The sequence below is a fragment of the Breoghania corrubedonensis genome (assembly GCF_003053845.1).
Taxonomy (GTDB): Bacteria; Pseudomonadota; Alphaproteobacteria; order Rhizobiales; family Stappiaceae; genus Breoghania; species Breoghania corrubedonensis.
On sequence record NZ_QAYG01000001.1, the window covers coordinates 1593133 to 1619545 of the forward strand.

At 63.1% G+C, this 26413-nt stretch carries 24 protein-coding genes and 1 tRNA gene; 14 read left to right on the plus strand and 11 right to left on the minus strand.

The features are described from left to right. The first annotated feature begins 147 nt into the window (after positions 1 to 147). From znuC to C8N35_RS07055, 6 genes are all read left to right on the plus strand, one after another. Positions 148 to 1014, plus strand: a complete 867-nt coding sequence (gene znuC / locus C8N35_RS07030; protein WP_107988811.1) for a zinc ABC transporter ATP-binding protein ZnuC — start codon at positions 148 to 150, stop codon at positions 1012 to 1014. Continuing rightward, positions 1007 to 1807 (plus strand): zinc ABC transporter permease subunit ZnuB, encoded by an 801-nt coding sequence (gene znuB / locus C8N35_RS07035; protein WP_107989144.1) that lies wholly within the window; start codon positions 1007 to 1009, stop codon positions 1805 to 1807. Before znuC ends, znuB begins: the two co-directional genes overlap by 8 nt. 66 nt (positions 1808 to 1873) lie before the next feature. Then, positions 1874 to 2545: a rhomboid family intramembrane serine protease gene (locus C8N35_RS07040; RefSeq protein ID WP_107988812.1), complete on the plus strand. Its 672-nt coding sequence runs from the start codon at positions 1874 to 1876 to the stop codon at positions 2543 to 2545. A gap of 293 nt (positions 2546 to 2838) precedes the next feature. Further along, entirely contained in the window at positions 2839 to 3588 is a 750-nt protein-coding gene (locus C8N35_RS07045) for an electron transfer flavoprotein subunit beta/FixA family protein (RefSeq protein WP_107988813.1), read from the plus strand. 23 nt (positions 3589 to 3611) lie between these two features. Next, entirely contained in the window at positions 3612 to 4550 is a 939-nt protein-coding gene (locus tag C8N35_RS07050; protein ID WP_107988814.1) for an electron transfer flavoprotein subunit alpha/FixB family protein, read from the plus strand. Positions 4551 to 4749: 199 nt separating this feature from the next. After that, positions 4750 to 5631, plus strand: coding sequence for a 3-hydroxybutyryl-CoA dehydrogenase (locus tag C8N35_RS07055; protein WP_107988815.1), 882 nt, complete (start codon positions 4750 to 4752; stop codon positions 5629 to 5631). Positions 5632 to 5727: 96 nt separating this feature from the next. On the opposite strand, the gene C8N35_RS07060 is transcribed toward C8N35_RS07055, so the two are convergent. The 4 genes from C8N35_RS07060 to C8N35_RS07075 all read right to left on the minus strand — a co-directional run bounded on the left by C8N35_RS07060 (position 5728) and on the right by C8N35_RS07075 (position 8362). After that, on the minus strand, positions 5728 to 5919 hold the full coding sequence (locus C8N35_RS07060; protein WP_107988816.1) for a Trm112 family protein: 192 nt from the start codon (positions 5917 to 5919) through the stop codon (positions 5728 to 5730). An 86-nt stretch (positions 5920 to 6005) separates the two neighbouring features. Next, the gene (locus C8N35_RS07065; protein ID WP_107988817.1) at positions 6006 to 6680 is read right to left on the minus strand and encodes an LON peptidase substrate-binding domain-containing protein; all 675 of its coding nucleotides are present in this window, start codon (positions 6678 to 6680) and stop codon (positions 6006 to 6008) included. 75 nt (positions 6681 to 6755) lie between these two features. Continuing rightward, positions 6756 to 7697 (minus strand): thioredoxin, encoded by a 942-nt coding sequence (trxA, locus tag C8N35_RS07070; RefSeq protein WP_428977090.1) that lies wholly within the window; start codon positions 7695 to 7697, stop codon positions 6756 to 6758. 140 nt (positions 7698 to 7837) lie between these two features. After that, positions 7838 to 8362 (minus strand): prolyl-tRNA synthetase associated domain-containing protein, encoded by a 525-nt coding sequence (locus tag C8N35_RS07075; RefSeq protein WP_107988818.1) that lies wholly within the window; start codon positions 8360 to 8362, stop codon positions 7838 to 7840. 307 nt (positions 8363 to 8669) lie between these two features. Between C8N35_RS07075 and C8N35_RS07080 the strand changes: the two genes are divergently transcribed. Both C8N35_RS07080 and C8N35_RS07085 read left to right on the plus strand, forming a co-directional pair. Beyond that, a tRNA-Gly gene (locus tag C8N35_RS07080) sits at positions 8670 to 8744 on the plus strand. A gap of 243 nt (positions 8745 to 8987) precedes the next feature. Continuing rightward, positions 8988 to 10379 (plus strand): NAD-dependent succinate-semialdehyde dehydrogenase, encoded by a 1392-nt coding sequence (locus C8N35_RS07085; protein ID WP_107988819.1) that lies wholly within the window; start codon positions 8988 to 8990, stop codon positions 10377 to 10379. Positions 10380 to 10461: 82 nt separating this feature from the next. On the opposite strand, the gene C8N35_RS07090 is transcribed toward C8N35_RS07085, so the two are convergent. Both C8N35_RS07090 and C8N35_RS07095 read right to left on the minus strand, forming a co-directional pair. Next, a complete protein-coding gene (locus C8N35_RS07090) occupies positions 10462 to 13551 on the minus strand; it encodes an efflux RND transporter permease subunit (protein ID WP_107988820.1) in 3090 nt (1029 codons plus the stop codon). Positions 13552 to 13553: 2 nt separating this feature from the next. After that, positions 13554 to 14762 carry an efflux RND transporter periplasmic adaptor subunit gene (locus C8N35_RS07095; protein ID WP_107988821.1) on the minus strand — a complete coding sequence of 403 codons (1209 nt, stop codon included), beginning with the start codon at positions 14760 to 14762 and terminating at the stop codon, positions 13554 to 13556. Between the two features lie 222 nt (positions 14763 to 14984). On the opposite strand from C8N35_RS07095, the gene C8N35_RS07100 reads away from it, so the two are divergent. After that, on the plus strand, positions 14985 to 15620 hold the full coding sequence (locus C8N35_RS07100) for a TetR/AcrR family transcriptional regulator (protein ID WP_281261766.1): 636 nt from the start codon (positions 14985 to 14987) through the stop codon (positions 15618 to 15620). A gap of 6 nt (positions 15621 to 15626) precedes the next feature. Here the strand turns inward: C8N35_RS07100 and C8N35_RS07105 are convergent, their stop codons facing one another. Then, positions 15627 to 16304 carry a YggS family pyridoxal phosphate-dependent enzyme gene (locus tag C8N35_RS07105; protein ID WP_107988823.1) on the minus strand — a complete coding sequence of 226 codons (678 nt, stop codon included), beginning with the start codon at positions 16302 to 16304 and terminating at the stop codon, positions 15627 to 15629. A 183-nt stretch (positions 16305 to 16487) separates the two neighbouring features. Between C8N35_RS07105 and leuS the strand changes: the two genes are divergently transcribed. The 3 genes from leuS (at position 16488) to holA (ending at position 20755) form a co-directional block, all read left to right on the plus strand. Continuing rightward, complete coding sequence (leuS, locus tag C8N35_RS07110) at positions 16488 to 19100, plus strand: leucine--tRNA ligase (RefSeq protein WP_107988824.1); 2613 nt, start codon at positions 16488 to 16490, stop codon at positions 19098 to 19100. Then, the gene (gene lptE / locus C8N35_RS07115) at positions 19087 to 19617 is read left to right on the plus strand and encodes an LPS assembly lipoprotein LptE (protein WP_107988825.1); all 531 of its coding nucleotides are present in this window, start codon (positions 19087 to 19089) and stop codon (positions 19615 to 19617) included. The genes leuS and lptE overlap by 14 nt, the downstream gene beginning before the upstream one ends. 97 nt (positions 19618 to 19714) lie before the next feature. Continuing rightward, on the plus strand, positions 19715 to 20755 hold the full coding sequence (gene holA, locus C8N35_RS07120) for a DNA polymerase III subunit delta (protein WP_107988826.1): 1041 nt from the start codon (positions 19715 to 19717) through the stop codon (positions 20753 to 20755). A 55-nt stretch (positions 20756 to 20810) separates the two neighbouring features. Here holA and C8N35_RS07125 read toward each other — a convergent pair whose 3' ends face one another. The 3 genes from C8N35_RS07125 to C8N35_RS07135 form a co-directional block, all read right to left on the minus strand. After that, entirely contained in the window at positions 20811 to 22382 is a 1572-nt protein-coding gene (locus tag C8N35_RS07125; protein WP_107988827.1) for a GMC family oxidoreductase, read from the minus strand. 54 nt (positions 22383 to 22436) lie between these two features. Further along, on the minus strand, positions 22437 to 23030 hold the full coding sequence (locus C8N35_RS07130; RefSeq protein WP_245926687.1) for a gluconate 2-dehydrogenase subunit 3 family protein: 594 nt from the start codon (positions 23028 to 23030) through the stop codon (positions 22437 to 22439). Between the two features lie 63 nt (positions 23031 to 23093). Next, a complete protein-coding gene (locus C8N35_RS07135; protein ID WP_107989147.1) occupies positions 23094 to 23489 on the minus strand; it encodes a VOC family protein in 396 nt (131 codons plus the stop codon). 232 nt (positions 23490 to 23721) lie between these two features. Here C8N35_RS07135 and C8N35_RS07140 point away from each other — a divergent pair, with 232 nt between their 5' ends. Further along, entirely contained in the window at positions 23722 to 24024 is a 303-nt protein-coding gene (locus C8N35_RS07140; RefSeq protein ID WP_107988828.1) for a ribbon-helix-helix domain-containing protein, read from the plus strand. A gap of 115 nt (positions 24025 to 24139) precedes the next feature. Continuing rightward, entirely contained in the window at positions 24140 to 25336 is a 1197-nt protein-coding gene (locus C8N35_RS07145) for a pyridoxal phosphate-dependent aminotransferase (RefSeq protein WP_107988829.1), read from the plus strand. Between the two features lie 60 nt (positions 25337 to 25396). On the opposite strand, the gene C8N35_RS07150 is transcribed toward C8N35_RS07145, so the two are convergent. Continuing rightward, entirely contained in the window at positions 25397 to 26404 is a 1008-nt protein-coding gene (locus tag C8N35_RS07150) for a YeiH family protein (RefSeq protein WP_107988830.1), read from the minus strand. Positions 26405 to 26413 lie beyond the last annotated feature (9 nt).

Consider the following 26413-nt stretch of genomic DNA (forward strand, 5'->3'; position numbering starts at 1 on the left):
GCCGACGTCAGATGGCGGGATTCCGGCGCGCACAGGAATTGCGCAAGATCCCGGTTGCTCGGAACGGCGGGCTGAGCAATCTCCCGAGAGCGCTGCGGCGCGGCCTGCGGTCTTGCGCGCAAGACCGATTCGACGGAAGAACAGGGAATGAGAACACAGACGGCCCAAGCGGCTGCCACTCCAAGCTTCAGGACGGGCGCGTTGCTTGTCGAAACGCATAATCTCGGCGTTCACCGCTCGGGTCGGTGGCTGATCGAGCACGTCGATCTGACCGTGTCGCGCGGTGAGATCGTGACATTGATCGGTCCGAACGGCGGTGGAAAGACCACGCTTGTGAAGACGGTGCTTGGCCTTGAGGCGCCGGATGCCGGATCCCTGCATCGGGCGCCGGGGCTCAGGATTGGCTATGTGCCGCAGAAATTCCATCTCGACTGGACGATGCCCCTCACCGTGTCGCGGCTGATGACGCTGACCGTGCGGGCTTCGCGTGCCGAGGTCCTGGTTGCGCTGGAAGAAACCGGCGTCGGACACCTTATGCAGGCGGCCGTGCAGACATTGTCGGGCGGGGAAATGCAGCGGGTACTGCTGGCGCGCGCTCTTCTGCGCGATCCCGGTCTTCTGGTGCTGGACGAGCCGGTGCAGGGGGTTGATTTTACCGGCGAGATCGCGCTTTACGAGCTCATATCGGGTATCCGTCGCACCCACGGCTGCGGCATCCTGCTGGTCTCGCACGATCTGCATGTGGTGATGCGCGAAGCCGACCGCGTGATCTGCCTCAACCGGCACATCTGCTGTTCCGGGGTGCCGCAGACGGTCGCCTCCAGCCCGGAATACCGCAAGCTGTTCGGACCGCGCGCGGCGCAAGCCGTCTCCGTCTACCAGCACCACCACGATCACGCCCATGCGCTCGACGGATCGTGCCCGGGCGATCATGATCACGGGCACGACCACCATACCCCTTCCGGAGCGGTCGATAGTCACGGCGAGCACGAGACGGAGCGTGGCGATGCTTGATGATTTTCTCGTCCGTGCGTTTCTCGCAGGCATTGGCGTCGCGCTGGTCGCCGGCCCGCTCGGCTGCTTCATCGTGTGGCGGCGGATGGCCTATTTCGGGGATACAATGGCGCATGCCGGGCTGCTCGGCATCGCGCTCGCCTTCCTTCTCGACATCGATGCGACATTTGCTGTCCTCGTGGTCTCGCTCGCGATCGCGCTCGTGCTCCTCGCTCTCCAGCGCCAGCGTGCGATCCCGTCCGATACGCTGCTCGGCATCCTGTCGCATTCGGCCCTTTCCATCGGTCTGGTGACGGTTGCCTTCATGGCCTGGCTCAGGATCGACCTGATGGCTTACCTCTTCGGCGATATCCTGGCCGTCGGGCGCTTTGATCTGGCCGTCATCTGGGGCGGCGGATTGCTGGTTCTGGCGGTTCTCGCCTATGTCTGGCGACCGTTGCTCGCCGCCACCGTCGATGAAAACCTGGCGCGAGCGGAGGGCGTGCCGGTCGCCGCCTACAAGTTCGTTCTGATGTTGCTGGTCGCTACCGTCATCGCGATCGCCATGAAGATCGTCGGGATCCTGCTGATCACGTCGTTGCTGGTCATACCGGCTGCTGCGGCCCGCAGGTTTGCCGCAACACCGGAAAGCATGGCTGTTCTGGCCGCGATCATCGGTGTTCTCGCGGTCATTGGCGGGTTGGGCCTGTCGATGGAAGCCGACACGCCGTCAGGTCCCTCGGTGGTGGTCGCCGCGCTCGTGCTGTTTCTCGCAAGCCTCCTGCCGTTCGGGCGGCTTCGCCGCAATGTCTGACGACTTCCCCCGGCACATCGCATCGTGCGACCGGGGCCAGATCGCAAGAGGTTTCGATCAGATCTCATGTTCATTCCGTTTTACGACCAGAACCCGAGAACCTATGTGCGTCGCCAATACGTCACCTGGGTGCTGATCGTCGTCAACGTTCTGGTTTTCCTGATACTGGAAGCCGGCGGTGAGGCGCCGAGCGTCGCGGCGGCGGCATTCGGCTTCGGTGCGGTTCCCGCGCTGTTTGGAACCGATGCACTGCCGGGGTTGGGATATCTGACGCTCGTCACATACGCGTTTGTTCACGGCGATTTCTGGCATCTGGGCGGCAACATGCTGTTTCTCTGGGTCTTCGGCGACAACGTTGAGGATGCCTTGGGACATGTGCGGTTCCTGGCGTTCTATCTGCTGTGCGCGATTGCCGCCGCGCTTCTGCATATCGCCATGCTGCCTGCTTCCGCGGCTCCCATGATCGGTGCGTCGGGCGCGATAGCAGGCATCGTCGCCGCCTATCTCATGCTGCATCCGCACGTTCGCATCTGGGTGTTGCTGCTCGGCCGTATTCCAGTGCCGCTTCGCGCCTATTGGGTGCTCGGCGCTTGGATCGTCTTCCAGATCGTCATGGTTCTTCAGATCAGTGACGACAGCGTCGCGTGGTGGAGCCACATCGGCGGGCTCGCGGCGGGGGCACTTCTCATTCTGGTGATGCGGCGACCGGGTGTTGCGCTTTTCGATCGCGCGCGATGATCGCGGCCGGCCTCGGCAGGTGCGGGGGAGGTCGGGAAGCGCTACGGCGAGGCGATAGGATTAGGGAATACCCCCTACGGTTTTGAATAAGAAGGGGTCCGGTTTTTTACGCTTTGCTGCACCGCAAACGTTGACACCTTCCAAAGGCCCCAGTACCGTCCCGCCGAACTTACGTCGGGGCCGAGCCCTGCTATTTCCGGCCGGTTCCGGCCAATCCACAGACAGCCGGTTGCACAATTCCGGCGCGCCCCCCGCGCCAATCAGGTGGCGGGTAATGCGGAGGTCAACAACCCATGAAAGTGCTGGTGCCCGTCAAGCGGGTGATCGACTACAACGTCAAGGTCCGCGTCAAGTCGGACGGCTCGGGAGTCGATCTTGCCAACGTCAAGATGTCGATGAATCCGTTCGACGAGATTTCCGTCGAGGAGGCGATCCGTCTTAAGGAAGCAGGCAAGGTGGACGAGATCGTCGTCGTCTCCGTCGGCCCGCAGCAGGCCCAGGAAACGATCCGCACCGCGCTTGCCATGGGCGCCGATCGCGGCATTCTGGTCAAGGTCGATGACACGGTCGAGCCGCTCGCCGTCGCCAAGATCCTCAAGGGCATCGTCGACGAGGAAAAGCCCGAACTGGTCATCCTCGGCAAGCAGGCCATTGACGACGATTGCAACCAGACCGGCCAGATGCTGGCCGCCCTTCTGGGATGGTCGCAGGGCACATTCGCCTCCAAGCTCGATCTTGGTGAGGGCACCGTCGAGGTGATGCGCGAAATCGACGGCGGACTGCAGACGGTGAAGCTCACCATGCCGGCGATCGTCACCGCCGATCTGCGTCTCAACGAGCCGCGCTACGCATCGCTACCGAACATCATGAAGGCCAAGAAGAAGCCGATCGATGAGAAGGCGGCATCCGACTATGGCGTCGATACCGCGCCGCGCCTGACCGTCGTCGCCACGAACGAGCCACCGGCTCGTCAGGCGGGCGTCAAGGTCGCCGACGTCGCGGAGCTCGTCTCCAAGCTCAAGAACGAAGCCGGCGTGCTTTAAGGACCCAAGAAGGAGTAGGACCAATGACCACGCTTCTTGTGGCCGATCACAACAATGCCAGCCTTTCCGACCAGACCGCCAAGGCGATGACCGCCGCCAAGGCGATTGGCGGGGACGTGCATGTCCTCGTCGCCGGCAAGGGCTGCAAGGCTGCCGCGGAAGCGGCGGCCAGGCTCGACGGCGCCGCCAAGGTTCTGGTTGCGGATGCCGACGCGCTGGAGCATCAACTCGCAGAGCCGATGGCCGCGCTGGTCGTCTCGCTTGCGGATGGCTACGACGCCATCGTCACGGCGGCGACGACCTCGGGCAAGAACTTCATGCCGCGCGTGGCCGCGCTTCTCGACGTGATGCAGATCTCCGAGATCATCTCGGTTGAGGCTTCGGATACGTTCCAGCGGCCGATCTACGCCGGCAACGCCATCCAGACCGTGAAGTCGGACGATGCCAAGAAGGTCATCACCGTGCGCACCGCATCGTTCGCGGCGGCCGGTGAAGGCGGTTCCGCCGCAATCGAGGACGTCAGCGCGCCGGCCGACCCGGCTCTTTCCTCCTTCGTTGGCGAAGAGCTTTCCAAGTCGGATCGTCCGGAACTGACCGCCGCCAAGATCATCATCTCCGGCGGCCGTGCGCTTGGCTCCAAGGAGAAGTTCGACGAGGTGATCGTTCCGGTGGCCGACAAACTGGGCGCCGCTGTTGGCGCCTCGCGGGCGGCCGTCGATGCGGGCTATGCGCCGAATGACTGGCAGGTCGGCCAGACCGGCAAGGTCGTCGCTCCGGATCTCTACATCGCCTGCGGCATTTCCGGCGCCATCCAGCATCTGGCCGGCATGAAGGATTCCAAGGTGATCGTCGCGATCAACAAGGACGAGGAGGCGCCGATCTTCCAGGTGGCCGACTACGGCCTGGTTGCCGATCTCTTCGAGATCCTGCCGCAGCTCGAGGCCGAGCTCGACAAGGGCTGATCCGGAAGCCCGATCTCGCGGCCCCGGCCTGCGCATCGCGTGGTGTTCGGGGGCGAATTCGAAACCAATGGCCGGCGTGACGCTTGCTCTCGCCGGCCATGCCTGTAAGTAATAGCGCTCAAACACGACGGAAGGCGGTGCTTGCCGCCGTGAACAAGGTTAGGGTGGCACCGCCGCTCTGGAGAGACCGGGATAGACCATGGTTGTCGAGATCAAGAAGGTCGGCGTTATCGGTGCCGGCCAGATGGGTAGCGGGATCGCGCATGTCAGTGCGCTGGCCGGCTACGAGGTGGGTCTGCATGACATTTCCCAGGAGCGGATCGAATCCGGGCTCGCGACCATCACCGGCAATCTCAATCGCCAGGCTTCCAAGGGCCAGATCACGCAAGAGCAGAGCCGCGCCGCGCTTGCGTTGATCAAAGCGGCACCGCAGCTGGACGACCTCGCCGAATTCGACCTTGTCATAGAGTCGGCTTCCGAGAACGAGCAGGTCAAGCGCAAGATCTTCTCCCAGCTCTGCCCGTCGCTGAAGCCCGAAGCGATCCTGGCGACCAACACGTCATCGATCTCCATCACGCGGCTCGCCGCATCCACCGACCGGCCTGAGCGGTTCATCGGTATTCATTTCATGAATCCCGTGCCGATCATGGAACTGGTGGAACTGGTGCGCGGGATCGCGACCGAAGACGAGACTTTCGAGACGTCCAAGGCGTTCGTCGCCCGGGTCGGCAAGACCGTTGCCGTGGCCGAGGACTTCCCCGCCTTCATGGTCAACCGCATCCTGCTGCCGATGATCAACGAGGCGATCTACACGCTTTACGAGGGCGTCGGCTCGGTGGAGGCGATCGACACGGCCATGCGGCTCGGTGCCAACCATCCCATGGGGCCGCTTCAGCTTGCGGACTTCATCGGTCTCGATACCTGTCTGTCGATCATGCAGGTGCTCTATGAAGGGCTGGCCGACAGCAAGTACCGCCCGTGTCCGCTGCTCGTCAAATATGTCGAGGCTGGCTGGCTGGGCCGGAAGACGCAACGCGGCTTCTATGATTATCGCGGCGAAACGCCGGTGCCGACGCGCTGAAGCGCGTCACGCGTAATTTGCGCATCATGAGAATGCTTGAAAGAAAAAGCCCGGCTCCATGGCCGGGCTTTTTCGTGATTTCGCGTGCCTGCGCGCTCAGTCTTCCAGCGCTCGGGCTTCGTCTGGCAGCATGATCGGGATGCCGTCACGGATCGGGTAGGCAAGGCGGGCGGCGCGGGAGACCAATTCCTGCTTCTCCCTGTCATATTCCAGCGTTGTCTTGGTGACCGGGCAAACCAGGATTTCCAGAAGCTTGCGATCGATGGTGTTCGCCTGCGCATCGGTCATGTGTTGTCCCCTTTTAACTCGTTCATGCGCGGACGGTCATCCATCGCCCGCCGCCGTTAAACCCCTCGCAGGGCGGTTCGTTGCCCCTATTGCAGCGTCGAACCCGGATCGCTGCTGCGCGCCAGTTCCATCTCGGTGATGGCGATCAGCGTATCCGCCCGCGCTTTCAGGTCCGGCGCTTCCAGAAGTGCCTGCTTTTCGGCTGGGCCATAGGGGCTCATCATCGATAGCGCATTGACAAGTATCTCCGTGGAAGCCTTGCGGATGCTGTCCCAGTCGGTCTCCAGATTGTTGGCCTCCAGATAGGCCTTGAGCGTATTGAGAAGTGCCGTGCGATCGACGGAACCACCGTCGGCTTCTCCCAGATCACCGGCGTACTCGTCAAAAGAGATCCGGGCCTGACGGTAGGAAACCTTGCGGTCGATTTCCTCAATGAGCCGGAAGCGGGAAACGCCCGTCAAGGTCACGTGATAGCGCCCGTCCCCGGACTCCACCAGGGCGGTGATGCGTCCGACGCATCCGACCTTGCATAGCTCCGGATTACCCGACAGTTCCTCCGGTTTCGTCGCGAAGACAGGCTGGATCATCCCGATCAGCCGGTCACCGGCCAGCGCCGCATCGATCATGGCGACATACCGCGGTTCGAAAATCTGCAGCGGAAGTTCTCCGCGCGGGAGCAACAAGGCTCCAGGCAACGGAAATACCGGGATGATCTGCGGGAGATCGGCCGGGCCGTCATAGCGCTTGTTACCTGCATACATGATGTTGCCGATCCGTTGTTGTCTCCGCCGTCCCGCACTTGGCCCCGCAAAAGGCAGCGGCGCGTCTCTTTCCAGTCAGGAGAACAGCACCGCGGAGAGCTTGCGCCGTCCATAGGCGGAGGCCGGGTCCTTGAAGCCCCAGGCCTCGAAGAATTGCAGAAGCTGCTTGCGCGCCGCCTCGTCGTTCCAGGAGCGGTCGCGGCGCACGATCTCGATAAGGGCGTCGACCGCCTCTGACTTCTTGTCGTGAGCGGAAAGGGCCACGGCCAGATCCAGTCGGGCCTGATGATCTTCCGGATCTGCGGCGACCGCGCGCTGAAGCTCGGTGAGATCGCCTGCGTCTTCCGCCTGTGCCGCAAGATCGATGGCTGCCCTGGCGGCGACAATTGCGGGATCGCCAGCCTTTTCAGGCGGAACGGTTTCCAGAACCTGGCGGGCGCGATCAAGATCGCCGGCCTTGATCTGGCATTGGGCCAGTCCGGCGATGGCGACAACGTTCTCGGGCTCACGGCCGAGAACCCCCGCATAGAATTGCCCGGCATTGCCGATGTCACCGGCCGCCAGCATGGCATCAGCCTGTTCCAGCATCATGTCCGTCTCGGAAGGACCGACCGGCCCCGCGAGCTTTTCGATGAATGCCTGGATCTGGCTTTCCGGCACAGCGCCGGCGAAGGCGTCGACGGGGCGCCCGCCGGAGAAGGCGACGACTGTGGGAACCGACTGAATGCCCATCTGACCGGGCACTTCCGGGTTCTCGTCGATGTTCATCTTCACCAGTCGCACGGCGCCGCCGGCCTTGCGAACGACTTTTTCCAGTGCCGGTGTGAGCTGTTTGCAGGGGCCGCACCACGGCGCCCAGAAATCGACGAGGACAGGCACCTGCTGGGACGCCTCGATGACATCTGTCATGAAGGTGGCGGTGGTCGCATCCTTGATGAGGTCAGCAGCGCCATTGGCCGCCTGTCCAGGCATCGCCGCTCCGGCGGTATCCGTGAACGTGAAGGTCGGTTCGCTCATGTCGTTCAAGTCCCCGATTCTGTCGCCGCGCGGGATGTTGTTCAATGCGGGCTGAGGCCTGTGGTACGGCGCCCCGCGAAGCTCCGGCAGGCCGGCGTACATCCCGATCTCTGCCCTAAAATGGGGCAAGGAAGGTTGAATTACAAACGTTCAGCCGCTTCCCGAGCTTCCCCGCTGACGGCGATGATTTGCGGTTCGTGGCCGCAGGCGCGCACAAAAGCAAGAAGGTCCTCGCGCCCGATCGACGTGGTCGCATCGTTGGAAAGCGGATGGTAGTTCAAGCGGTCATGGGTCATCATCTGCGCATCGAGCACCGGTGTGACGCGGTGACCGGTATCGTTGATGAGCGCAAATGGCGTGACCGAGCCGGGCGTCACTCCCAGCACCTCCTCCAGAAGCTCCGCGTTGCCGAAGGAAACACGTCCCTGCGCGCCGATCAGCTTGTGGATCTGCCTGAGGTCGATTGTGGCGTCGGCGAGCACCACAACGAGAAAGAGTCGACCCTTCTTGTCCTTGAGAAAGAGGTTCTTGGTATGGCCCCCCTCGATCTCTCGATCAATCTTGGAACTCTCCGCTACGGTGAAGACGCGCTCGTGCTCGATCGTTTCCGTCTGAATTGCGAGTTGCTCGAGGCGCGCCATCAGGTCTTCGCGGGTCGCGGGCATAACGGGCTCCTCGAGTGGGTCCGGAGATTCGCGTCCGGGATATGACAGGTGCGCAGGGCTCACGGTTGCGCAGCGGTTCGCTCGCATGCTTCTAGCGCGCCGGGTGGCGGCCGAACAAGGGGATAAGTAGCCGTTTGCTCGGGCTCTAGGCGCGCGCGACGGCAGGCTTTCGGTGCGGCAGGAAAGTCGGCTTATCCAGAGGTGATCCACATCCGGAATTTTCGATAAATTCCCCTGTTGCAATCCCCGATCGCTTAGTCCATATAGTGCCCCACCTCGCCGGCGGAACTCGCCGGCCGCCAAGGATGCGGGCGTAGCTCAGGGGTAGAGCACAACCTTGCCAAGGTTGGGGTCGTGAGTTCGAATCTCATCGCCCGCTCCAATTTTTCTCCATAAATTTAAGTATTTTGAACGTGCCGTACCCGCTGCGGCGGGTACGTGTTGGCCTGTTGTCGCGATCCTTGCCCTTCACGGCATCACGCGGATCCGGGCGACGATTTCCAGGGCGGTCGCGCAGGAGAAAATGCACTCCAAAAACGGGAACCTTTCGCAGCGTCACATGTGTTGGCGTTCGAATCACGATGGAATCGCGGCGACACGCGACAGCCGTTAAAGGAAACCACTCATGCCGTACGCAACCACAAATCCCTTCACCGGTGAGCTCGTAAAGACGTTCCCGGATGCCACAGATAGCGAAGTCGAGAAGGCCATCGCGAAGGCGCACGAAACGTTTCTTTCCTGGAAACAGACGTCTTTCGCCGAGCGCGGTGCGATCCTTCAGAAAGCGGCCGATCTGCTGCGCGCGGAAGAGACCGAACTCGCCGGTCTCCTGACTCTCGAGATGGGGAAGATCGTCTCTGAGGCCAAGGCGGAGGTCGAGCTGTCTGCCCGGATTCTCGAATACTATGTCGAGAACGCCGAAGCGCTCCTGGCACCCCAGAATTTGCCGGTGCTCAACGCGGCAGAGGGAAAGGCAAAGATTGTCCACGAGCCGCTGGGCGTGCTTCTTGCCGTCGAGCCTTGGAATTTTCCCTACTATCAGATCGCACGGATCCTCGCGCCGCAATTGTCGGCCGGCAATACGGTTCTGCTCAAGCACGCATCGAATGTGCCCCAGTCCGCGGCTGCGTTTGAAGGCCTGATGAGGCGGGCGGGCTTGCCGCAGGGCGGGTTCACCAACCTCTATGCGACCCGTTCCCAGATCGAGCTGATCCTCAACGATCCGCGCGTTCAAGGCGTTGCCCTGACCGGCTCGGAAGAGGCCGGCTCCTCGGTTGCGGCGATTGCGGGCAAGGCTCTCAAGAAGTCAACGCTCGAGCTCGGCGGTGCCGATGCATTCGTCGTTCTGAAGGATGCCGATCTGAAAAAGACCGTCGACTGGGCTGTCTTCGGTCGTCACTGGAACGGAGGTCAGGTCTGCTGCTCGTCGAAGCGGATCATCATCGCCGATGAAATCTACGACGTCTTCCTCGACAGCTACACCAAGGGTGTCGCTGCATTGAAGGCTGGTGATCCTGCCGACCCGGATACGACGCTTGCTCCCCTTTCCTCACAGGCGGCGGCTGACAAGGTCAAGGACATGATCCGCAAGGCGGTGGATCTCGGGGCTACGGCGACGACCGTCGGTCCGAAGGTTCCGAACCGCGGCGCCTTCGTTCAACCGACCATCCTTACAGACATGTCGGAGGACAATCCGGCCCGGCACTGGGAGTTTTTCGGCCCCGTCTCGATGGTTTTCAAGGCAAAGGACGAGGACGACGCGGTGCGCATCGCCAATGATTCGCCTTTCGGACTGGGCGGATCGGTCTTCACCGCCGACACCCGGCACGGCGAGGAGGTGGCCAACCGCATTTCGAGCGGGATGGTCTTCGTCAACCATCCTACGATGGTGAAGGCGGATCTTCCCTTCGGTGGCATCCGGCGCTCGGGCTATGGCCGCGAACTGACCGGCCTGGGTCTCAAGGAATTCGTCAATCACAAGCTCGTCGATGTGGTGGATATCGACGCGGAATTCTGATCGCGGGCACTTCGGTTCAAAATACAAAGCCGGCCGCAGCATCCTGCGGCCGGCTTCTGTGTATCAACGCGGGTGAGCGGCGTCAGGCGGGGCGGGGCGTCGCCTCTTCGTGGTTCCCTGCTTTCTCGTTCTCACCGTCATCTTCGTGCGCCCGGTCGGCGTGGCCGAGATACATGTAGAACATCGGCACCACGAACAGGGTGAAGATCGTGCCGATGGCCATGCCGGTCATGATGACGAGGCCGATCGAATAACGCGCCGCAGCGCCCGCGCCTTCGGAGAAGACCAGCGGTGCCACGCCCAGTACCATCGCGCCGGTGGTCATCAGGATCGGCCGCAGACGTTCGCGGGCCGCCTCGATGATCGCCTCGAGCTTCGTCATCCGGTGCGCTTCTCGCTGGGCGTTGGCGAAAGCCACCATCAGGATGCCGTGCTTGGTGATCAGGCCGATCAGCGTGATCAGACCCACCTCCGTGTAGATGTTGAGTGTGCCGAGACCCATGTTGAGCGGGACCATCGCGCCGAAGATCGACAGCGGCACCGACATCATGATGATGAACGGATCGCGGAAGCTTTCGAACTGGGCGGCCAGCACCAGGTAGATCACGATCACCGCCATCAGGAAGGCGATGATGATGGTGTTGCCCTGCTTCACCTCCAGCCGGGACTGGCCGGCGTAATCGAGGAAAAAGCCATCCCGCATCGCCTCGTTGGCGAGCTTCTGCAGTTCCGCCAGGCCGTCGCCGCTTGTCACTGTCGGCAGCGGCAGGGCGGAGATAGTTGCGGAATTAAGCTGGTTGAATTGCTCGATGGCCGCCGCCGCCGCCTTGGTCTTCACGTCGATCACTGCGGACAGGGGTACCATCTCGCCGTTGGCGGAGCGGACATAGAACTTGCCGAGATTCTCCGGGTTTGCCCGATACTGGTCCAGCACCTGCGGGACGATCTTGTAGGCGCGACCCTCGCGGTCGAACTTGGAAACCTGGGCGTTGGAGACGAGCAGGTTCAGCGTCTCGCCGATCGCGGAGATCGGTACGCCGAGCGCTGCCGCACGGTTGCGGTCGATGGTGACGCGGGCATGCGGGTTGGAGAAGGACATCGAGTTCTGGGCGATGATGAACTTGCCAGACGCCATCGCCCGGTTCTTGACCGCCTCGGCCGCCTCGTAGACCTGTTCGGGGCTGCCGGTGGTCTGCAGGACGATCTGGATCGGCAGCCCGCCGCCGGAGCCCGGCAGCGAGGGTGGGGCGAAGACGAAGGCCTGCACGCCAGCGGACTTGGCGATGCGCGGCTGGATCATCGCCTTGATCTCGGCCTGGCTCTCCTCGCGTTCGCCCCACGGCTTCAAGGCCCAGATGGCGAAGGCGCTGTTGACGCCGTCGGCGCCGACAAGCTGGAAGCGTGCCTCAACACCCGGCACGTCGTCGGTCATCCCGTAGAACTGGTTGGTATACATCTCCGTGTAGTTGGCCGTGGAATATTGCGGTCCGTTGACGATCGCGAAGAGCGCTCCCTGATCCTCATCGGGGGCGAGTTCCGTCGTCGTATTGACGATCAGGAAGCCCGTGGTTCCCAGCAGGACAAAGACGATCAGCAGGATCAGCGGCTTCATTCGCAGCGCGCCGTGGAGCCTGCGGCCGTACCAGTTGGCAAGTCCGGTAAAGGTGCGGTCGACGAAGTCCTGGAAGCGGCTGCCGTGCATGGACAGGAGCCGCGAAGCCATCATCGGCGAGAGCGTCACGGCGACGAAGCCGGAGATGATCACCGAGCCTGCGAGCGCGAAGGCGAATTCGCGGAAGAGCGCGCCGGTCACGCCCTGGACGAAGCCAAGCGGGGCGTAGACCGCGGCGAGCGTGATCGTCATCGCGACGACGGGGCCGAAGATCTCCTTCATGCCGACGATCGCCGCCTGCATCGGTTTGAGGCCCTCTTCCAGGTGGCGGTGGATGTTTTCCACCACCACGATGGCGTCGTCCACCACGAGGCCGATGGCCAGCACCATGGCCAGCAAGGTCAGCGTGTTGAGCGAGTAGTCGACCGCCCACAGGAAAAAGCACACGCCGATCAGCGACAGCGGGATCGTCACCACAGGGACGAGGATCGCGCGGAAGGAGCCGAGGAACAGCAGGATCACCAGCACGACGATGACGACCGCCTCGCCGATGGTCTTGAACACCTCGTAGATGGAGGCGGATATGAACTTGGTGGAATCGTAGACCACCGTCATCGACATGCCTTCCGGGAGGTTGCGCTCGAGCCTCGGCAGCTCGGCGCGCACCGCTTTGGCGGTGTCGAGCGGGTTGGCGGAAGGCGTCGGCATGATGCCGATGAAGATGCCTCTCTTGCCGTTGAACGACACACGCACATCGGTTGATTCCGAACCGAGCTCGACCGTCGCCACGTCGCGCAGCCGCACGACTTCGTCGCCGTCGGAACGGAGCGGCAGGGCACCGAAGGCCTCAGGCGTCTGCAGCGTCGTCTGCGTTTCCACGGTGAAGGCGACGTATTCGTTTTCGGTCTTGCCCGGCGAGGACAGGAAGTTGGCGTTCCGGATTGCCTGCAGAACCTCCGCAGCGGTAACGCCGCGCGCGGCGAGCCGGACAGGATCGATCCATACCCTCATGGCGAAGGTCTGGTTGCCCAGCACCTGCGCATCGGCCACGCCGTCCACTGTCGCCATCTGCGGCTGGATCACCCGGGTCACATATTCGGTGATCTCCTGCGGCGACATGCGCTCGGAAAGCACCGAGAGGTACATCAGCGCGAAAGTCTGTCCCGTGCCCTTCTGGATGACCGGGTCCTCGGCTTCCGTGGGCAATTCGCTGCGGACTTGCTGCACCTTGGTGACAACCTCCGTCAGCGACTTGTCCGGATCGGCGTTGAGCCGCATGTGCACCGACACGGTGGACGTGCCCAGAGAGCTGTTCGAACTGATGTAGTCCACGCCTTCGGCGGAGGCGACCGCCTTGGCGATCGGCGTGGTGATGAAGCCCTGGATCAGTTCGGAATTGGCACCCGGATATGACGTCGTCACCGTGATCACGGTCTCGTCGATCTTGGGGTACTGTCGGATCGTCATGTTGAAGATGCCCTGCGCGCCGATGAGCAGGATCAGCAGGGCGACGACGGTCGAGAGAACCGGGCGGCGGATGAATAGCTCGGAGAAGTTCAAGATTATTCCCCCTGGCTTTTCGCGCCGGGCATGTTCGTCGAGAAGGGCCGGGAGGGATCGATCGAATTGTCGATCCGGACCGGGCTACCGACGGAAAGCTTGTTCTGGCCGGCCGTGACGATGACTTCTCCAGGCTCAACGCCGGAAACGATCTCCACATTCCCGCCAAAACGTCTGCCGGTTTTCACAAAGAGTTGGCGGGCGACGAGCTTCGGGCCGTCAGCCTCCTTGCCGTCCCTGGCCGCCTGTTCGGCCTTGGCCAGCATGTCCGCGCTCAACTCCCCGGAGTCCTTCTCGTCCTTGCGGATCGCGTAGACGTAGGTCCCGTAAAGACTTTCGACCACGGAGGTCTGCGGCAAGGCAATGATGCCCTTTTCCATCGGCAGCTCGATGCGCACGAAGGCGAACTGACCGGGGCGAAGCTGATTATCCTCGTTGTCGACCTCGGCCTGCACCTTTACCAGCCGGGAAGCGGGGTCGATCTTGGGGTCGATGCCGACAATGTTGCCCTGGTGGAGGAGGTCGTTGTCGGCCAGGCCGATGCGTATGGGCTGACCGATGGAAAGACGCTCCAGCTCCTGTTCGGGCACGGAAAAGTCGACCTTCATCCTCTCCAGATCCTGAAGCGTCGCAATCACCTTGCCCGGGGAGACGTATTCGCCAAGATCGATACGCACGATGCCGATCGTGCCGCCGAACGGGGCGTAGGTCTTCTTCTGATCGATCTGCGCCTTGACCTTTTCCAGCTGCGAGCGCGATGCGTCGAGTGCCGCCTTCGCGTTGTCGAGGGTCGAGGTCGAGTTGAAGCCGCGGTCCTTCAGCGTGGAAGCGCGCTCCAGAGCCTGGGTATCGCGCGTCACGTTGGCCCGCGCGGCGATCAGGTCGGCCTGTTCCAGCTCGTCGTCGAGCTGAACCAGCAGCCCGTGCGCCTCCACCTTGTCGTTGGCCTTGAAGCTGATCTCCTTGACGATCCCGGATGACCGTACCGCGACGTCGACGCCCTGGCGGGCGAGCACCGTGCCGATGGCCTCGATGCCGGGCTGCCAGTCCTCCGGCTTCACCACGGCTGTGGAGACGGTGACGGTCGGGCGGCCGCGATTGGCGAAGAACTCACCGATCATCTTGTCGCGGAACATGTTGAACCAGACGAGACCGCCGGCGATCACGCAAACCAGAACAAGAAAGAAAAGTGAAAGAAGAAGGCGTTTCATGCGACCGCATCCCGGCGGTTCCGCGACCGCCTGAAAGAGGAAAGAAGCACGCGACCAAATTGCTCGTGTCAAAAAAGAGCACGGTCACGTCGCGCCGCAGCCCGAAATATTCGGCACCGTGCGAAGTGGCTTGATAGATTTACCGTCCAGACGGTAAAGTCAAGGACGAAGGGCGTCACAAAACCGTTGGGAAGACGGGAAAAATAACGGGGGGTGTCAAGCGTGTCCAACAGGCAACAGATACCGCACGGGAGGAAGCGTACAAACTCGCGCGAACGCATTATCGACGCGGCGATCGATCTGTGTTGCATGGAAGGCGTAAGGCATCTTTCGCTTGATGCCGTGGCGGAGAGGGCAGGGCTTTCGAAGGGTGGGCTGCTTTACAATTTCTCCAGCAAGTCGGCCTTGTTGCAGGCCATGGTCACCCGTCATGTCGAGACGCTGGGGGCCGCCGTCGCGCAGTCCAGCATAAAGACCGCCTGCGACGGCCAGCCGAATGCCCGCATCCGCGCATACGTCATGGCGGTGCGCGATCTGCTTGCGGGCAAAGGCAGCGCACCCGCCGGCTTCCTTGCCGCGATAGCCGAAGAGCCGCAGTTGCTCGATCCGGTACGGCTCCATAACGAACAGCTGGTTCGCGATATCACCGATGAGAGCGAGAGTCCGGATCTCGCCGTTTTCGCCTTTCTGACGGTGGAGGGGATCCGCAGCATGCGACTGTTCGACCTCAGCCCTTTCGATGATCCGACGCTGTTGGGGTACCTGGACAAGATGATCGACCTTCTCGGCCGCGCCGAAACGCCGCCGATCATTGCCGCCACGCCAGGCCATCCGCCCCCTCAAGGATCGGTTGGCTGAGGCGGATCAGGCCGGATAACTGCGCGAGCCGAAGATCGCGCTGCCGACACGCACATGCGTGGCGCCATGGTCGATTGCGGTCTCGAAGTCGCCGGACATGCCCATGGAGAGGCAGGAAAGGTCGTTTCGGCGAGCGATCTTTTCCAGAAGGGCGAAATGCGGCGCAGGTGTCTCGTCGACGGGCGGTATGCACATCAGTCCCGCGATCGTCAGGCCGAAGTCGTGACGGCAGCGTGCGATGAAGGCATCCGCCTCGCGCGCGCCGACGCCCGCCTTTTGCGGCTCGTCACCGGTGTTGATCTGGATGAAAAGCTTCAGCTCACGTCCTTGCGCTTCCATCTCCGCCTTTACGGCGCGGGCGATCTTGTCGCGGTCGATGGTGTGGATGGCGTCGAACAAAGCCACCGCATCGCGCGCCTTGTTGGATTGCAGCGGGCCAATCAGGTGAAGCTCGATATCGGCGTGCTTTTCCTTCAGCGCAGGCCATTTGCCTTGCGCCTCCTGAACCCGGTTCTCGCCGAAGATCCGCTGCCCGGCGTCTATGGCTGGCTGGATATCGGGCGCGTCGAACATCTTGGAAACCGCTATCAGCGTGACGTCGCCTTGCGCGCGACCAGCCTCGTGCTCGGCTGCGGCAATTCTGTCCCGTATGGAGGCAAGGTGGTCGGCCGCAGTCTCTGCCATTGGTGAACTCCTTTCCAGACGCGTCATTTTGAAATGCACCCGCGGCTCAAAAAATGCTACCCCGCATACGGTGGGTCATCACATTCTCGCACCGCTTTCGGTTGACCACGGAGCCGATTTCTGGTGACTGTCCCGCCAAGTACGATTTCCTGAACTCCCGCGGAAAAGAAGACGGCGATATCAATGGCGAGCGAGCGATACAACGCGCGCGAGGCGGAAGCCCGGTGGCAGAAGGTCTGGGACGAGAAGGCGGTCTTTGCGACCGACAACGACGATCCACGACCGAAATATTATGTCCTTGAGATGTTCCCGTATCCTTCGGGGCGCATCCACATGGGCCATGTGCGCAACTATGCCATGGGTGACGTTGTCGCCCGCTACAAGCGCGCCAGGGGCTTCAACGTCCTGCATCCGATGGGCTGGGATGCCTTCGGCATGCCGGCAGAGAACGCCGCCATGCAGAACAAGGTCCACCCCAAGGGCTGGACCTACGACAACATCGCCACCATGCGTACGCAGCTGAAGTCCATGGGGCTGTCGCTCGACTGGAACCGTGAATTCGCGACCTGCGATGTCGAGTACTACACGCATCAGCAGCACCTCTTCCTCGACATGCTGAAGGCGGGGCTCGCCTACCGCCGCAAGTCGAAGGTCAACTGGGATCCGGTCGATATGACCGTGCTCGCCAACGAGCAGGTGATCGACGGTCGTGGCTGGCGTTCCGGCGCGGCCGTCGAGCAGCGCGAGCTGACCCAGTGGTTCTTCAAGATAACCGAATTCGCACCCGACCTTCTGGACGCGCTGGAAACGCTCGACCAGTGGCCGGAAAAGGTCCGGCTGATGCAGAAGAACTGGATCGGCAAGTCGGAAGGCCTGCGGGTGCGCTTTGAGTTCACTGCGCCCGCTCCTACGGGTGACGAGACGCTGGAGATCTTCACCACGCGGCCTGACACGCTGTTCGGCGCGAGCTTCATGGGGCTTTCGGCGGATCATCCGATCACCGCGAAACTCGCCGAGAGCAATCCGGAGATCGCGGCCTTCGTCGAGGAATGTCATCGTATCGGTACGTCCGCCGCGGCGATCGAGACGGCGGAAAAGAAGGGGATCGATACGGGCCTGAAAGTCCGTCATCCCTTCGATCCCGACCGCCTGCTGCCGGTCTATGTTGCCAATTTCATCTTGATGGATTACGGCACCGGCGCGATCTTTGCCTGCCCGGCGCACGACCAGCGCGATCTCGACTTCGCCAACAAGTATGGTCTGCCCGTTACGCCCGTGGTGTTGCCCAGGGATGCCGATCCGGCAAGCTTCCGGATCATGGAGGAGGCCTACACGGGTGACGGCACGATCTTCAATTCCGACTTCCTGAACGGGATGGAGATCGAGGCGGCGAAGAACGAGGTTGCCGGCCGGCTCGAAGCCCGCAAGATCGACGGTGCGCCGCAGGGCGAACGCCAGGTCAACTACCGGCTTCGCGACTGGGGCATCTCGCGCCAGCGCTACTGGGGCTGCCCGATCCCGGTGATCCATTGCGACGACTGCGGCGTGGTGCCGGTTCCGGTCGAGGACCTGCCGGTGAAGCTTCCCGACGACGTCACCTTCGACAAGCCGGGCAACCCGCTCGACCGCCATCCGACCTGGCGCGACGTCGCCTGCCCGCATTGCGGCAAGCCGGCGCGGCGCGAAACGGACACGATGGATACGTTCGTCGATTCGTCCTGGTACTTCGTGCGCTTCACCGCGCCGCATGCGGGAACGCCCACCGACAAGTCGGCCGCCGATGGCTGGCTGCCTGTTGATCAGTATATCGGCGGTATCGAACACGCGATCCTGCACCTGCTCTATTCGCGCTTCTTCGCTCGCGCGATGAAGGTGACGGGCCACATGAATGTCGAAGAGCCGTTCAAGGGCATGTTCACGCAAGGCATGGTCACACACGAGACCTACCGCGCGCCGGATGGCGCCTGGTTGAATCCGGCCGAGATCCGCATCGAGGGCGAGGGCGGCGAACGCAGTGCCTTCCGTCTGTCCGACGGCGCGGCGGTGACGATCGGCTCCATCGAGAAGATGTCGAAGTCGAAGAAGAACACGGTCGATCCCACTGACATCCTGGGTGCATATGGTGCCGATACGGCGCGCTGGTTCATGCTGTCCGACAGCCCCCCTGAGCGCGATGTGATCTGGACCGAGGAAGGCGTGCAGGGCGCGCACCGGTTCGTGCAGCGCGTCTGGCGGCTTGTCGGAGATGTCGCCGAACAGGTTGCCGCGGACGGCGCACGGCCCGACAGCTTCTCGGATGCGGCGATTGAGATCCGCCGCGCGACGCACAAGACCCTGGCCGGCGTCGAGCACGATATCGAACATCTCGGGTTCAACCGTGCCGTCGCCAAGCTCTACGAACTCGTCAACACGCTTGCCAAGGCCGTAAATGCGGCGCCTTCGTCGCTCGACGTCGCTTGGGCAATCCGAGAATCCGCGCGCTACCTGGTTCAGATGATGGCGCCGATGACGCCGCATCTGGCGGAGGAATGCTGGTCGGTACTCGGTCATACGGATCTGCTGGCCGAAGCCGACTGGCCGGCGCTGGAGGCCGACCTGCTGGTGGAGGATTCCATCCTCCTGCCGGTTCAGGTCAACGGCAAGAAGCGGGCGGAGTTGACCATCGAACGCGATGCGTCGCAATCTGACATCGAAGCTGCTGCGCTGGCGCTGGATGCAGTGCAGCGGTCTTTGGAAGGCCGGGCTCCGCGCAAGGTCATCGTCGTCCCGCAGAGGATCGTGAATGTCGTTGTCTGATTTCACCGGCCGCTTTCGCGTCCTTGGCCTCGTTTGCGCGCTCTTCGTGCTGGCAGGCTGCAATGTTCGTCCGCTCTACGGGACGATCAGCACCGGCAGCGCTCCCGCACAGGAAGAGCTTGCGGCGATCGATATCGATCCGGCGGATGATCGCGTCCAGCAGGTGCTGCGCAATGAGCTCATCTTCCTGTTCCAGCGCGGCGGTGAGGCCGCGCCGGCGCGCTACCGACTGAGAATGATCCTCAACAGCACGAAGTCGTCTGTCGCGGTGGAGGAACTCTCCGACGTGCCGGCGGCCTATCTGGTGCAGATGACCACGAGCTTCGCCCTGTCGGAAGTCGCGACGGGCAGGACGCTGCTGACCGGCTCCACCTTCGCCAACGCCTCCTACGACTTCTCCAACCAGCGCTTCGCCAATCTGCGTGCGGCGCGGGATGCGGAAGACCGGGCGGCGAAGGTGATCGCAGACGATATCCATACCCGCATCGCGGCCTATTTCGCCGAGCAGAAATCCTGAGGCCAGCGATGGCTGGGGCTACGTCTGTCGGGCTTTCGGGTTCTCTTTCCGTCGGTGCGCGGCGCCGATGGCCAGACGAGGCTTTCAGGATCTCACCATGGTCGCCTTGAAACCCGCCGAGATAGATCGTTTTCTCGCAAACCCATCAGCCGATATGGCGGTTGTGCTCGTCTACGGGCCCGATGCCGGTCTCGTCAACGAACGCGCCAAGGCTATCGTCGAGATCTCCGCCAAGGGGAACGATGATCCCTTCAGCCGGGTGAAACTGGACGCGTCGGAACTGGTGTCCGATCCCCAGCGTCTGGTCGACGAATATCTCACCGTTCCGCTCTTCGGCGGCAAGCGTATCATCTGGGTGCGCGATGTCGGGGCGAAGAACCTGTCACCGTCGGTCGAGCCCGTGCTGAAGGCGGCTGGAGGCGACGCCCTGGTGATAATCGAGGCGGGGGACCTGAAGAAGGGCATCGGGCTTCGAAAGGTCATCGAAGGGGCGCGGAACGCGGTCGCCATACCCTGCTACGCGGATGCCACGCGCGACCTCGACCGGTTGATCGACGAGGAAACCAGGCAAGCGAACCTGACGATCACGCGCGAAGCGCGCGCCGCGTTGCATTCGCTTCTGGGGGTGGACCGTCTCGCCTCGCGCGGCGAGATTTCCAAACTCTGCCTCTATGCGCTCGGAAAGGGCCGGGTGGAAGCCGAGGATGTGGAAGCGATTGTCGGCGATGCCTCGGCCTTCGCGCTCGACGCGTTGATCGATGCGGCGGCGAACGGCGATCTGGCAACTCTCGATCATGGTCTCGACCGGCTGGATGCTTCGGGGCTGGATGCGTCCGTCATCGCGGGGCAGGCGCTGAGGCGGTTCCAGTGGCTGCAGATGGCGCGTGCCGAAATGGAGGCCGGAGCGTCGCCGGACGATCTCGTCAAGCGGGCCCGCCCGGCGGTCTATTTCAAGCGCCAGCCGCTGGTCGCCCAGCAGATCCGGCTGTGGACGCCGCCGCGCGTCGCCCGAGCGCTGGAGATTCTGAACGAGGCGACATTCAAGTCCCGCACCATGCCGCATCTGGCCCAGGCCCTCGTTTCGGATACCCTTCTCACGCTGGCGCGTGTCGCACGCAGCGCCGGCGGACGTCGGTAGAGGAACGGCAACAGGTGGGATCGCCCCACCTGCCGCCATCGAGACATGGCCGACTTCAGAGCTTGCCCGCCGCCATTTCGCCGGTAATGAACTCCGCCTGACGAATTGCCAGCGAGACGATCGTCAGCGTCGGATTTTCCGAAGCACCCGTGGTGAACTGGCTGCCGTCGGAGACGAACAGGTTGGCGATGTCATGGCTCTGGCCATGTTTGTTGACCACGCCGTCCCGCGCCTTCTCGCTCATCCGGTTGGTGCCCAGATTGTGCGTCGAGGGATAGGGCGGTGTCGGGAAAGTGCGCGTCGCGCCCACCGCGTCATAGAGCGCCGATCCTTGCGCATAGGCGTGGTTGCGCATGGCGAGATCGTTCGCGTGATCGGAGAAGTTGACGTTCGCCACCGGCATGCCGAAGGCGTCCTTCTCCGTACCATGCAGGGTGACGGCATTGGTTTCCTGCGGCATGTCCTCGCCGACGAGCCACATGCCGGCCATGTTCTCGTAGCCTTCCAGCGCGCTGGCAAACGAGCGGCCCCAGGAGCCGGGATCGAGGAAGGCGGCCATGAAGGGCAGGCCAAGCGACAGGGTCTCCATCTCGTAGCCGCCGACGAAGCCGCGCGAGGGATCGAAACGGGATTCGTCGCGGACGATGCCGGCCATGGTGGTGCCGCGATACATGTGAACCGGCTTGTCGAAGACCGCGTAGACTGATCCGGTCATGTGCCGCATGTAGTTGCGCCCGACCTGGCCCGACGAGTTGGCGAGGCCATTCGGGAACATCGATGAGGCTGAATTCAGCAACAGGCGCGGGCTCTCAATGGAATTGCCGGCCACCGCCACGATGCGCGCCTTCTGGCGCTGCTCATTGCCATCCTTGTCGGCATAGACGACGCCGGTGACCTTGCCCGTCTTGTCGTGCTCGATCCGGAGCACCTGCGAATTGGGCCGGACCTCCATGTGACCGGTCGCCTCGCCCTTGGGGATTTCGGTGTAGAGCGTCGACCACTTGGCGCCCCACTTGCATCCCTGAAAGCAGAAGCCCGTCTGCTGGCACGAATTGCGGCCGTCGCGGGGTTGCGAGTTGATCGCCATGTGGCCGGTATTGCATTCCTTGTAGCCGAGCTTGTCGGCGCCGGCCTTCATGATCTTGAAGTTGTTGTTGCCGGGAAGGCCCGGAATGTCGTTGGTCCGGGTCACGCCCATCTTGTCCTCGGCCCGGGCGTAATAGGGCTCCATCTCGGCAAGCGTGATCGGCCAGTCCAGCAGGTTCGCGCCGTCGAGCGCGCCGTAATGGGTCCGCGCCTTGAACTCGTGCTCCTGGAAGCGCAGCGAGGCGCCGGCCCAGTGCGTGGTTGAACCGCCCACCGCCTTGACGATCCATGCCGGCAGGTTCGGGAAGTCTGTCGCAACCCGCCAGTCGCCCGAGGTCATGCGCTTGTCGGTCCAGGCGAGCTGGGAAAAGCTCGCCCATTCGTCGTTGATGAAGTCTTCGTATTCGTGCCGGGCCCCGGCCTCCAGAATGACGACGTCGATGCCCTTCTGGGCCAGTTCGTTGCCCAGCGTTCCGCCGCCGGCGCCCGAACCGATGATGACGACGACGCTGTCGTCCGTGTGCTCATAAGGAGCAGCCATGGTGTTTCCTCCGTATCGTCCTTGTTCCCGTCGGATCCGCGGTCTTCGCCGCGTTCACAGCCAGTCGATGTCGTCGAAGCCGCGATGGATGTAGCCGCCCTTGGAATAGGACTCGCCCTCGTAACCGAAGAGCGGCCAGATCTCTTTCTGGTTGTAGAGAGAGACGACGAGACCGCCGCGCACGGTCTGGAAGAACGCAGTGCCCTCGATCTGGCTGAGAACGGCGACGCGTTCCTCCTCCCAGCCAAGGCCGCGATAGCCGCCCGTGCCCGCGCGCGCATCGAGATCGCCGATGCCACCTTCGATCAGGTCGCGATGGCTTTCATTCTCCGCCGCCTTTTTGTCGTGATCCTTCACGGCGATGGCGTAGAAGCGGTCGGCGATACGGTCGTGCGGATAAATGTCGCGCGCCATCTGGATGAGCGTCGCCATCGTCTCCGGCTTCAGCGATGCGGTCTCAAGTCCCCAGGCCTGGCTCGGGCAGATCACCGCCCGGCCGGAGACGACGAGCAGGGCGCCGAGCCCGGTAACGGCGGTGCCGCGCAGGAGTGCGCGCCGGGAAAGTCCGGTGTTCGCCGCTCCGCGATGTTCATCAATGTGCGCATCATCGTCCAGGCGCGCGGCCCGGCCGGAATAAACTGTCGGCATTGTCTTTCCTCCCATTTTCAAAGACACCGCCGACGGCCCCTCCCAGAGCCCTCGGCGGTGGTTTCAGCGGTATCGTCCGTGCTGCTGCAGTACTTCGATCTTGTAGCCGTCCGGGTCCTCCACGAAGAAGAAACGCGCCATCAGGGCGCCGTCGTGGTGGAGTTCCTTGATATCGCGCGGGACGATGCCATTCGCCTTGAAGCGGGCGTGCTCGGCATCGAGATCCTCGACGCAGAAGGCGATATGGCCGTAACCGTCGCCAAGATCGTAGGGTTCGCCGCGATCCTTGTTGATCGTCAGCTCGACCTCGAAATCGGCCTCAGCGTTGCGCAGGTAGACAAGAGTGAAATCGTCGAAATCGTAACGGTCCGCGATGCCGAGGCCGAACGCCTTGTTGTAGAAGGCGACAGAACGGCCCTCGTCGAGGGCGCGGATCATCATGTGAATGGCTTTTGCCACCGGATACCTCCGTTTGGTCTTGATGCTCCGGAAACCGGGGTGCTCGACCCCAAGTATGATCAGCATCGGGGAAAAGTGGTGGCAGTTGACTACCACGCCGGGCGCGTCGGTTGGGCGTTGGCCGCCGGCCGCGCTCTTCTTGCCCGAAAGCACGCTTGCGCCGGCGCGTTCGAGCACGAATACTTGGGGCGGCTGCGGCGCAAGAATCCGTGGGCTCAGGGAGAAAAGACACATGTGCAGGGTATTTGCCGGACAGGATCCCGCCGGCTACAAGCAGATCAACCGGTCGGTCCGCATCGCGGGTCATTCCACGTCGATCCAGCTCGAGGCGACCTTCTGGGCGCTTCTCGACGAGATTGCCGCCGGCCAGGGCCTGACAACGCCGAAATTCCTGTCGCAGCTCTATGACGAGGCGATCGAGATCAACGGCACGATCCCCAATTTCGCCTCCATGTTGCGCACCTCCTGCGCCCTCTATCTGAAGGGGCACCGGCCGGAGCCGGAAGAGGTTGAGATACTTCGGCAGATCGCCTGACGTGCGGGCCTGCGGCCAACGCGACACGAGGACAATCCGTGCGCGAGGCATTGGGCGCGCGACGAGGAGCCTGATCCGGGTCCACACCCTGGCGGGCTGAGGGGGAGAATGGCGCATGCTCACCACGATTTCAGGCTTCGACCGGATCGGCGAGGAAAACGCTTTTGCCGTGCTGGCTCGGGCCACCGAACTGGGTGCCAGAGGCCGCGACATCATCAATCTGGGGATCGGTCAGCCGGATTTCGCGACGCCGCCGCATATCGTCGAAGCCGCGGTGAAGGCGCTGAGGGACGGGCACCATGGCTACACCCCGGCAACCGGGATCGCGCCGCTGCGCGAAGCGGTCGCGGCCGATCTCCTGAAGCGCGCCGGGGCGGAGGTCTCGCCGGAAAACGTCATCATCGTGCCGGGCGGCAAGGTGACGATGTTCGCCGCGATCGCGATGTTCGGAGAGCCGGGAGCGGAGATCCTCTATCCCGATCCGGGCTTCCCGATCTACCGCTCGATGATCGAGTTCACCGGAGCGACACCCGTTCCCGTGCCGATCCGTGAGGAGAACGCCTTTGCGTTCTCCGCCGACGAGCTGCTGGGCCTCATCACGGCGAAGACACGGCTCGTCATTGTCAATTCCCCGGCTAATCCGTGCGGCGGCGTCACGCCACGGTCCGAGATGGACACGCTTGTCGCGGGCCTTCAGCGTCATCCGCACGTCGCGATCCTGTCCGACGAGATCTATGGTCAGATGACCTATGACGGTGAGGAACACGTCTCGTTGCTCACATTCCCGGAAATCCGCGATCGGCTGATCCTGCTCGACGGCTGGTCGAAGACCTATGCGATGACGGGCTGGCGGCTGGGCTATTCCGTGTGGCCTGATGCGCTCTACGACAAGGTGCGCAAGCTGGCGGTCAACGCCTGGTCCTGCGTCAACGCGCCAGCGCAATATGCGGGGCTTGCGGCATTGACCGGCCCGCAGGACGCGGTTGGCGAAATGGTTGCGGAATTCGACGCCCGGCGCAAGCTGGTGGTCGATGGCCTCAACGCCATACCCGATGTGTCGTGCATCATGCCGAAGGGCGCCTTCTATGCCTTTCCCAATATCGCGGCGACGGGCTGGAAGGCCAAGGCGTTGGCCTCCGCGCTTCTGGAGGAGGTGGGCGTGGCGCTCATCGGCGGGCCGGATTTCGGCACGCTGGGCGAGGGGTATGTGCGCGTCTCGTATGCCAATTCGCGCGAGAACATCGCCCGCGCACTGGAGCGGATGGAAGACTTTCTGGCCATGGAAACGAGGGCGCGGCGGGTCGAGCGCTGAACGACCCGGTCCGGCGGGCAATCGAAGGATCGCCCGCCCCGGCCATTCTTTTGCTCCCGCCTACTGGATCGCCAGAACGTTCAGCAGGATCGCGGCCAGGGTGGCCAGGACGAGCAGCGACATGACCGCCGCGCTCATGACGCGCAGGCCGGCATTGGCGAGCGAGCGGATATCCACGGTCAGACCGAGAGCGGCCATCGAGATGATGGTCAGGATGCCGGAGGTCTTCGTCAGCGGCGTGATCAGCGTTTCCGGCATGAGACCCGCCGAGCGCACGGTCATCATGATCAGAAAGCCGACAATGAACCACGGCACCAGCTTGTTGAGCCCCGCGCCGCTTTCCCGGTTTCCCGGCAACATGCCGAGCGTGAAGATGACCGGACCCAACATCAGGACACGCACCACTTTCACCAGCGTACCGACCTGTGTTGCAACAAGGCCGACGGGGGCGGTGGCCGCCAGAACCTGCGGAACGGCATAGACCGTGAGGCCGGCGAGAACGCCGTAGCGCGTCTGGCTCATGCCGAGGGCCGCGCCGATCACAGGCAGGATCAGGACGACGGCGATGCCGAGCACGGCTGTAAAGGCGATGGAGGAGGCGACATCGTCGCCTTCGGCCTTGATCACGGGCGCGGTCGCGGCGATCGCGGAATTGCCGCAGATCGCGTTGCCGCAGGCCACCAGCGTTGCCAGCCGGCGGGGCAGGCCCAGCGTGCGGCCGATGAAATAGCCGGCGGCGATGGTCAGCACGACGATGCAGGCGATACCGCCGACAAGCGCGGGGCCGGCCGCCTGGATGGCGCCGAGACTGATCGTCCCGCCCAGCAGCACGATTGCCGCCTCGAGAACCTGTTTGGCGGCGAAATCCACGCCGGGGCGGAACATCGCATGAAAGGTCAGCGTGGAGCGCACGAGGGCGCCCAGCAGAATGGCCAGAACGAGGGTTTCAAGCCAGTCGCGCCCGAAGACGAGGACCTCCAGACGGTCGAGGAGAAAAGCTGCGACGGTGACGGCGAGAGTGAGGAGAAGTCCGGGAAGGGCCCGAACGAAGAAGCGGGGGAGGTCCATGAGCGGTTA

What these genes read in the sequence shown, in the direction of transcription:
- C8N35_RS07045 (WP_107988813.1), top strand. Translation starts at nt 2,839, where the DNA reads ATGAAAGTGCTGGTGCCCGTCAAGCGGGTGATCGACTACAACGTCAAG.
- C8N35_RS07150 (WP_107988830.1), bottom strand. Translation starts at nt 26,404, where the DNA reads ATGGACCTCCCCCGCTTCTTCGTTCGGGCCCTTCCCGGACTTCTCCTC.
- C8N35_RS07145 (WP_107988829.1), top strand. Translation starts at nt 24,140, where the DNA reads ATGCTCACCACGATTTCAGGCTTCGACCGGATCGGCGAGGAAAACGCT.
- C8N35_RS07050 (WP_107988814.1), top strand. Translation starts at nt 3,612, where the DNA reads ATGACCACGCTTCTTGTGGCCGATCACAACAATGCCAGCCTTTCCGAC.
- C8N35_RS07040 (WP_107988812.1), top strand. Translation starts at nt 1,874, where the DNA reads ATGTTCATTCCGTTTTACGACCAGAACCCGAGAACCTATGTGCGTCGC.
- C8N35_RS07105 (WP_107988823.1), bottom strand. Translation starts at nt 16,304, where the DNA reads ATGGCAGAGACTGCGGCCGACCACCTTGCCTCCATACGGGACAGAATT.
- trxA (WP_428977090.1), bottom strand. Translation starts at nt 7,697, where the DNA reads ATGAGCGAACCGACCTTCACGTTCACGGATACCGCCGGAGCGGCGATG.
- lptE (WP_107988825.1), top strand. Translation starts at nt 19,087, where the DNA reads ATGTCGTTGTCTGATTTCACCGGCCGCTTTCGCGTCCTTGGCCTCGTT.
- C8N35_RS07075 (WP_107988818.1), bottom strand. Translation starts at nt 8,362, where the DNA reads ATGCCCGCGACCCGCGAAGACCTGATGGCGCGCCTCGAGCAACTCGCA.
- znuC (WP_107988811.1), top strand. Translation starts at nt 148, where the DNA reads ATGAGAACACAGACGGCCCAAGCGGCTGCCACTCCAAGCTTCAGGACG.
- C8N35_RS07140 (WP_107988828.1), top strand. Translation starts at nt 23,722, where the DNA reads ATGTGCAGGGTATTTGCCGGACAGGATCCCGCCGGCTACAAGCAGATC.
- leuS (WP_107988824.1), top strand. Translation starts at nt 16,488, where the DNA reads ATGGCGAGCGAGCGATACAACGCGCGCGAGGCGGAAGCCCGGTGGCAG.
- C8N35_RS07055 (WP_107988815.1), top strand. Translation starts at nt 4,750, where the DNA reads ATGGTTGTCGAGATCAAGAAGGTCGGCGTTATCGGTGCCGGCCAGATG.
- C8N35_RS07085 (WP_107988819.1), top strand. Translation starts at nt 8,988, where the DNA reads ATGCCGTACGCAACCACAAATCCCTTCACCGGTGAGCTCGTAAAGACG.
- C8N35_RS07095 (WP_107988821.1), bottom strand. Translation starts at nt 14,762, where the DNA reads ATGAAACGCCTTCTTCTTTCACTTTTCTTTCTTGTTCTGGTTTGCGTG.
- C8N35_RS07125 (WP_107988827.1), bottom strand. Translation starts at nt 22,382, where the DNA reads ATGGCTGCTCCTTATGAGCACACGGACGACAGCGTCGTCGTCATCATC.
- C8N35_RS07130 (WP_245926687.1), bottom strand. Translation starts at nt 23,030, where the DNA reads ATGCCGACAGTTTATTCCGGCCGGGCCGCGCGCCTGGACGATGATGCG.
- znuB (WP_107989144.1), top strand. Translation starts at nt 1,007, where the DNA reads ATGCTTGATGATTTTCTCGTCCGTGCGTTTCTCGCAGGCATTGGCGTC.
- holA (WP_107988826.1), top strand. Translation starts at nt 19,715, where the DNA reads ATGGTCGCCTTGAAACCCGCCGAGATAGATCGTTTTCTCGCAAACCCA.
- C8N35_RS07065 (WP_107988817.1), bottom strand. Translation starts at nt 6,680, where the DNA reads ATGTATGCAGGTAACAAGCGCTATGACGGCCCGGCCGATCTCCCGCAG.
- C8N35_RS07060 (WP_107988816.1), bottom strand. Translation starts at nt 5,919, where the DNA reads ATGACCGATGCGCAGGCGAACACCATCGATCGCAAGCTTCTGGAAATC.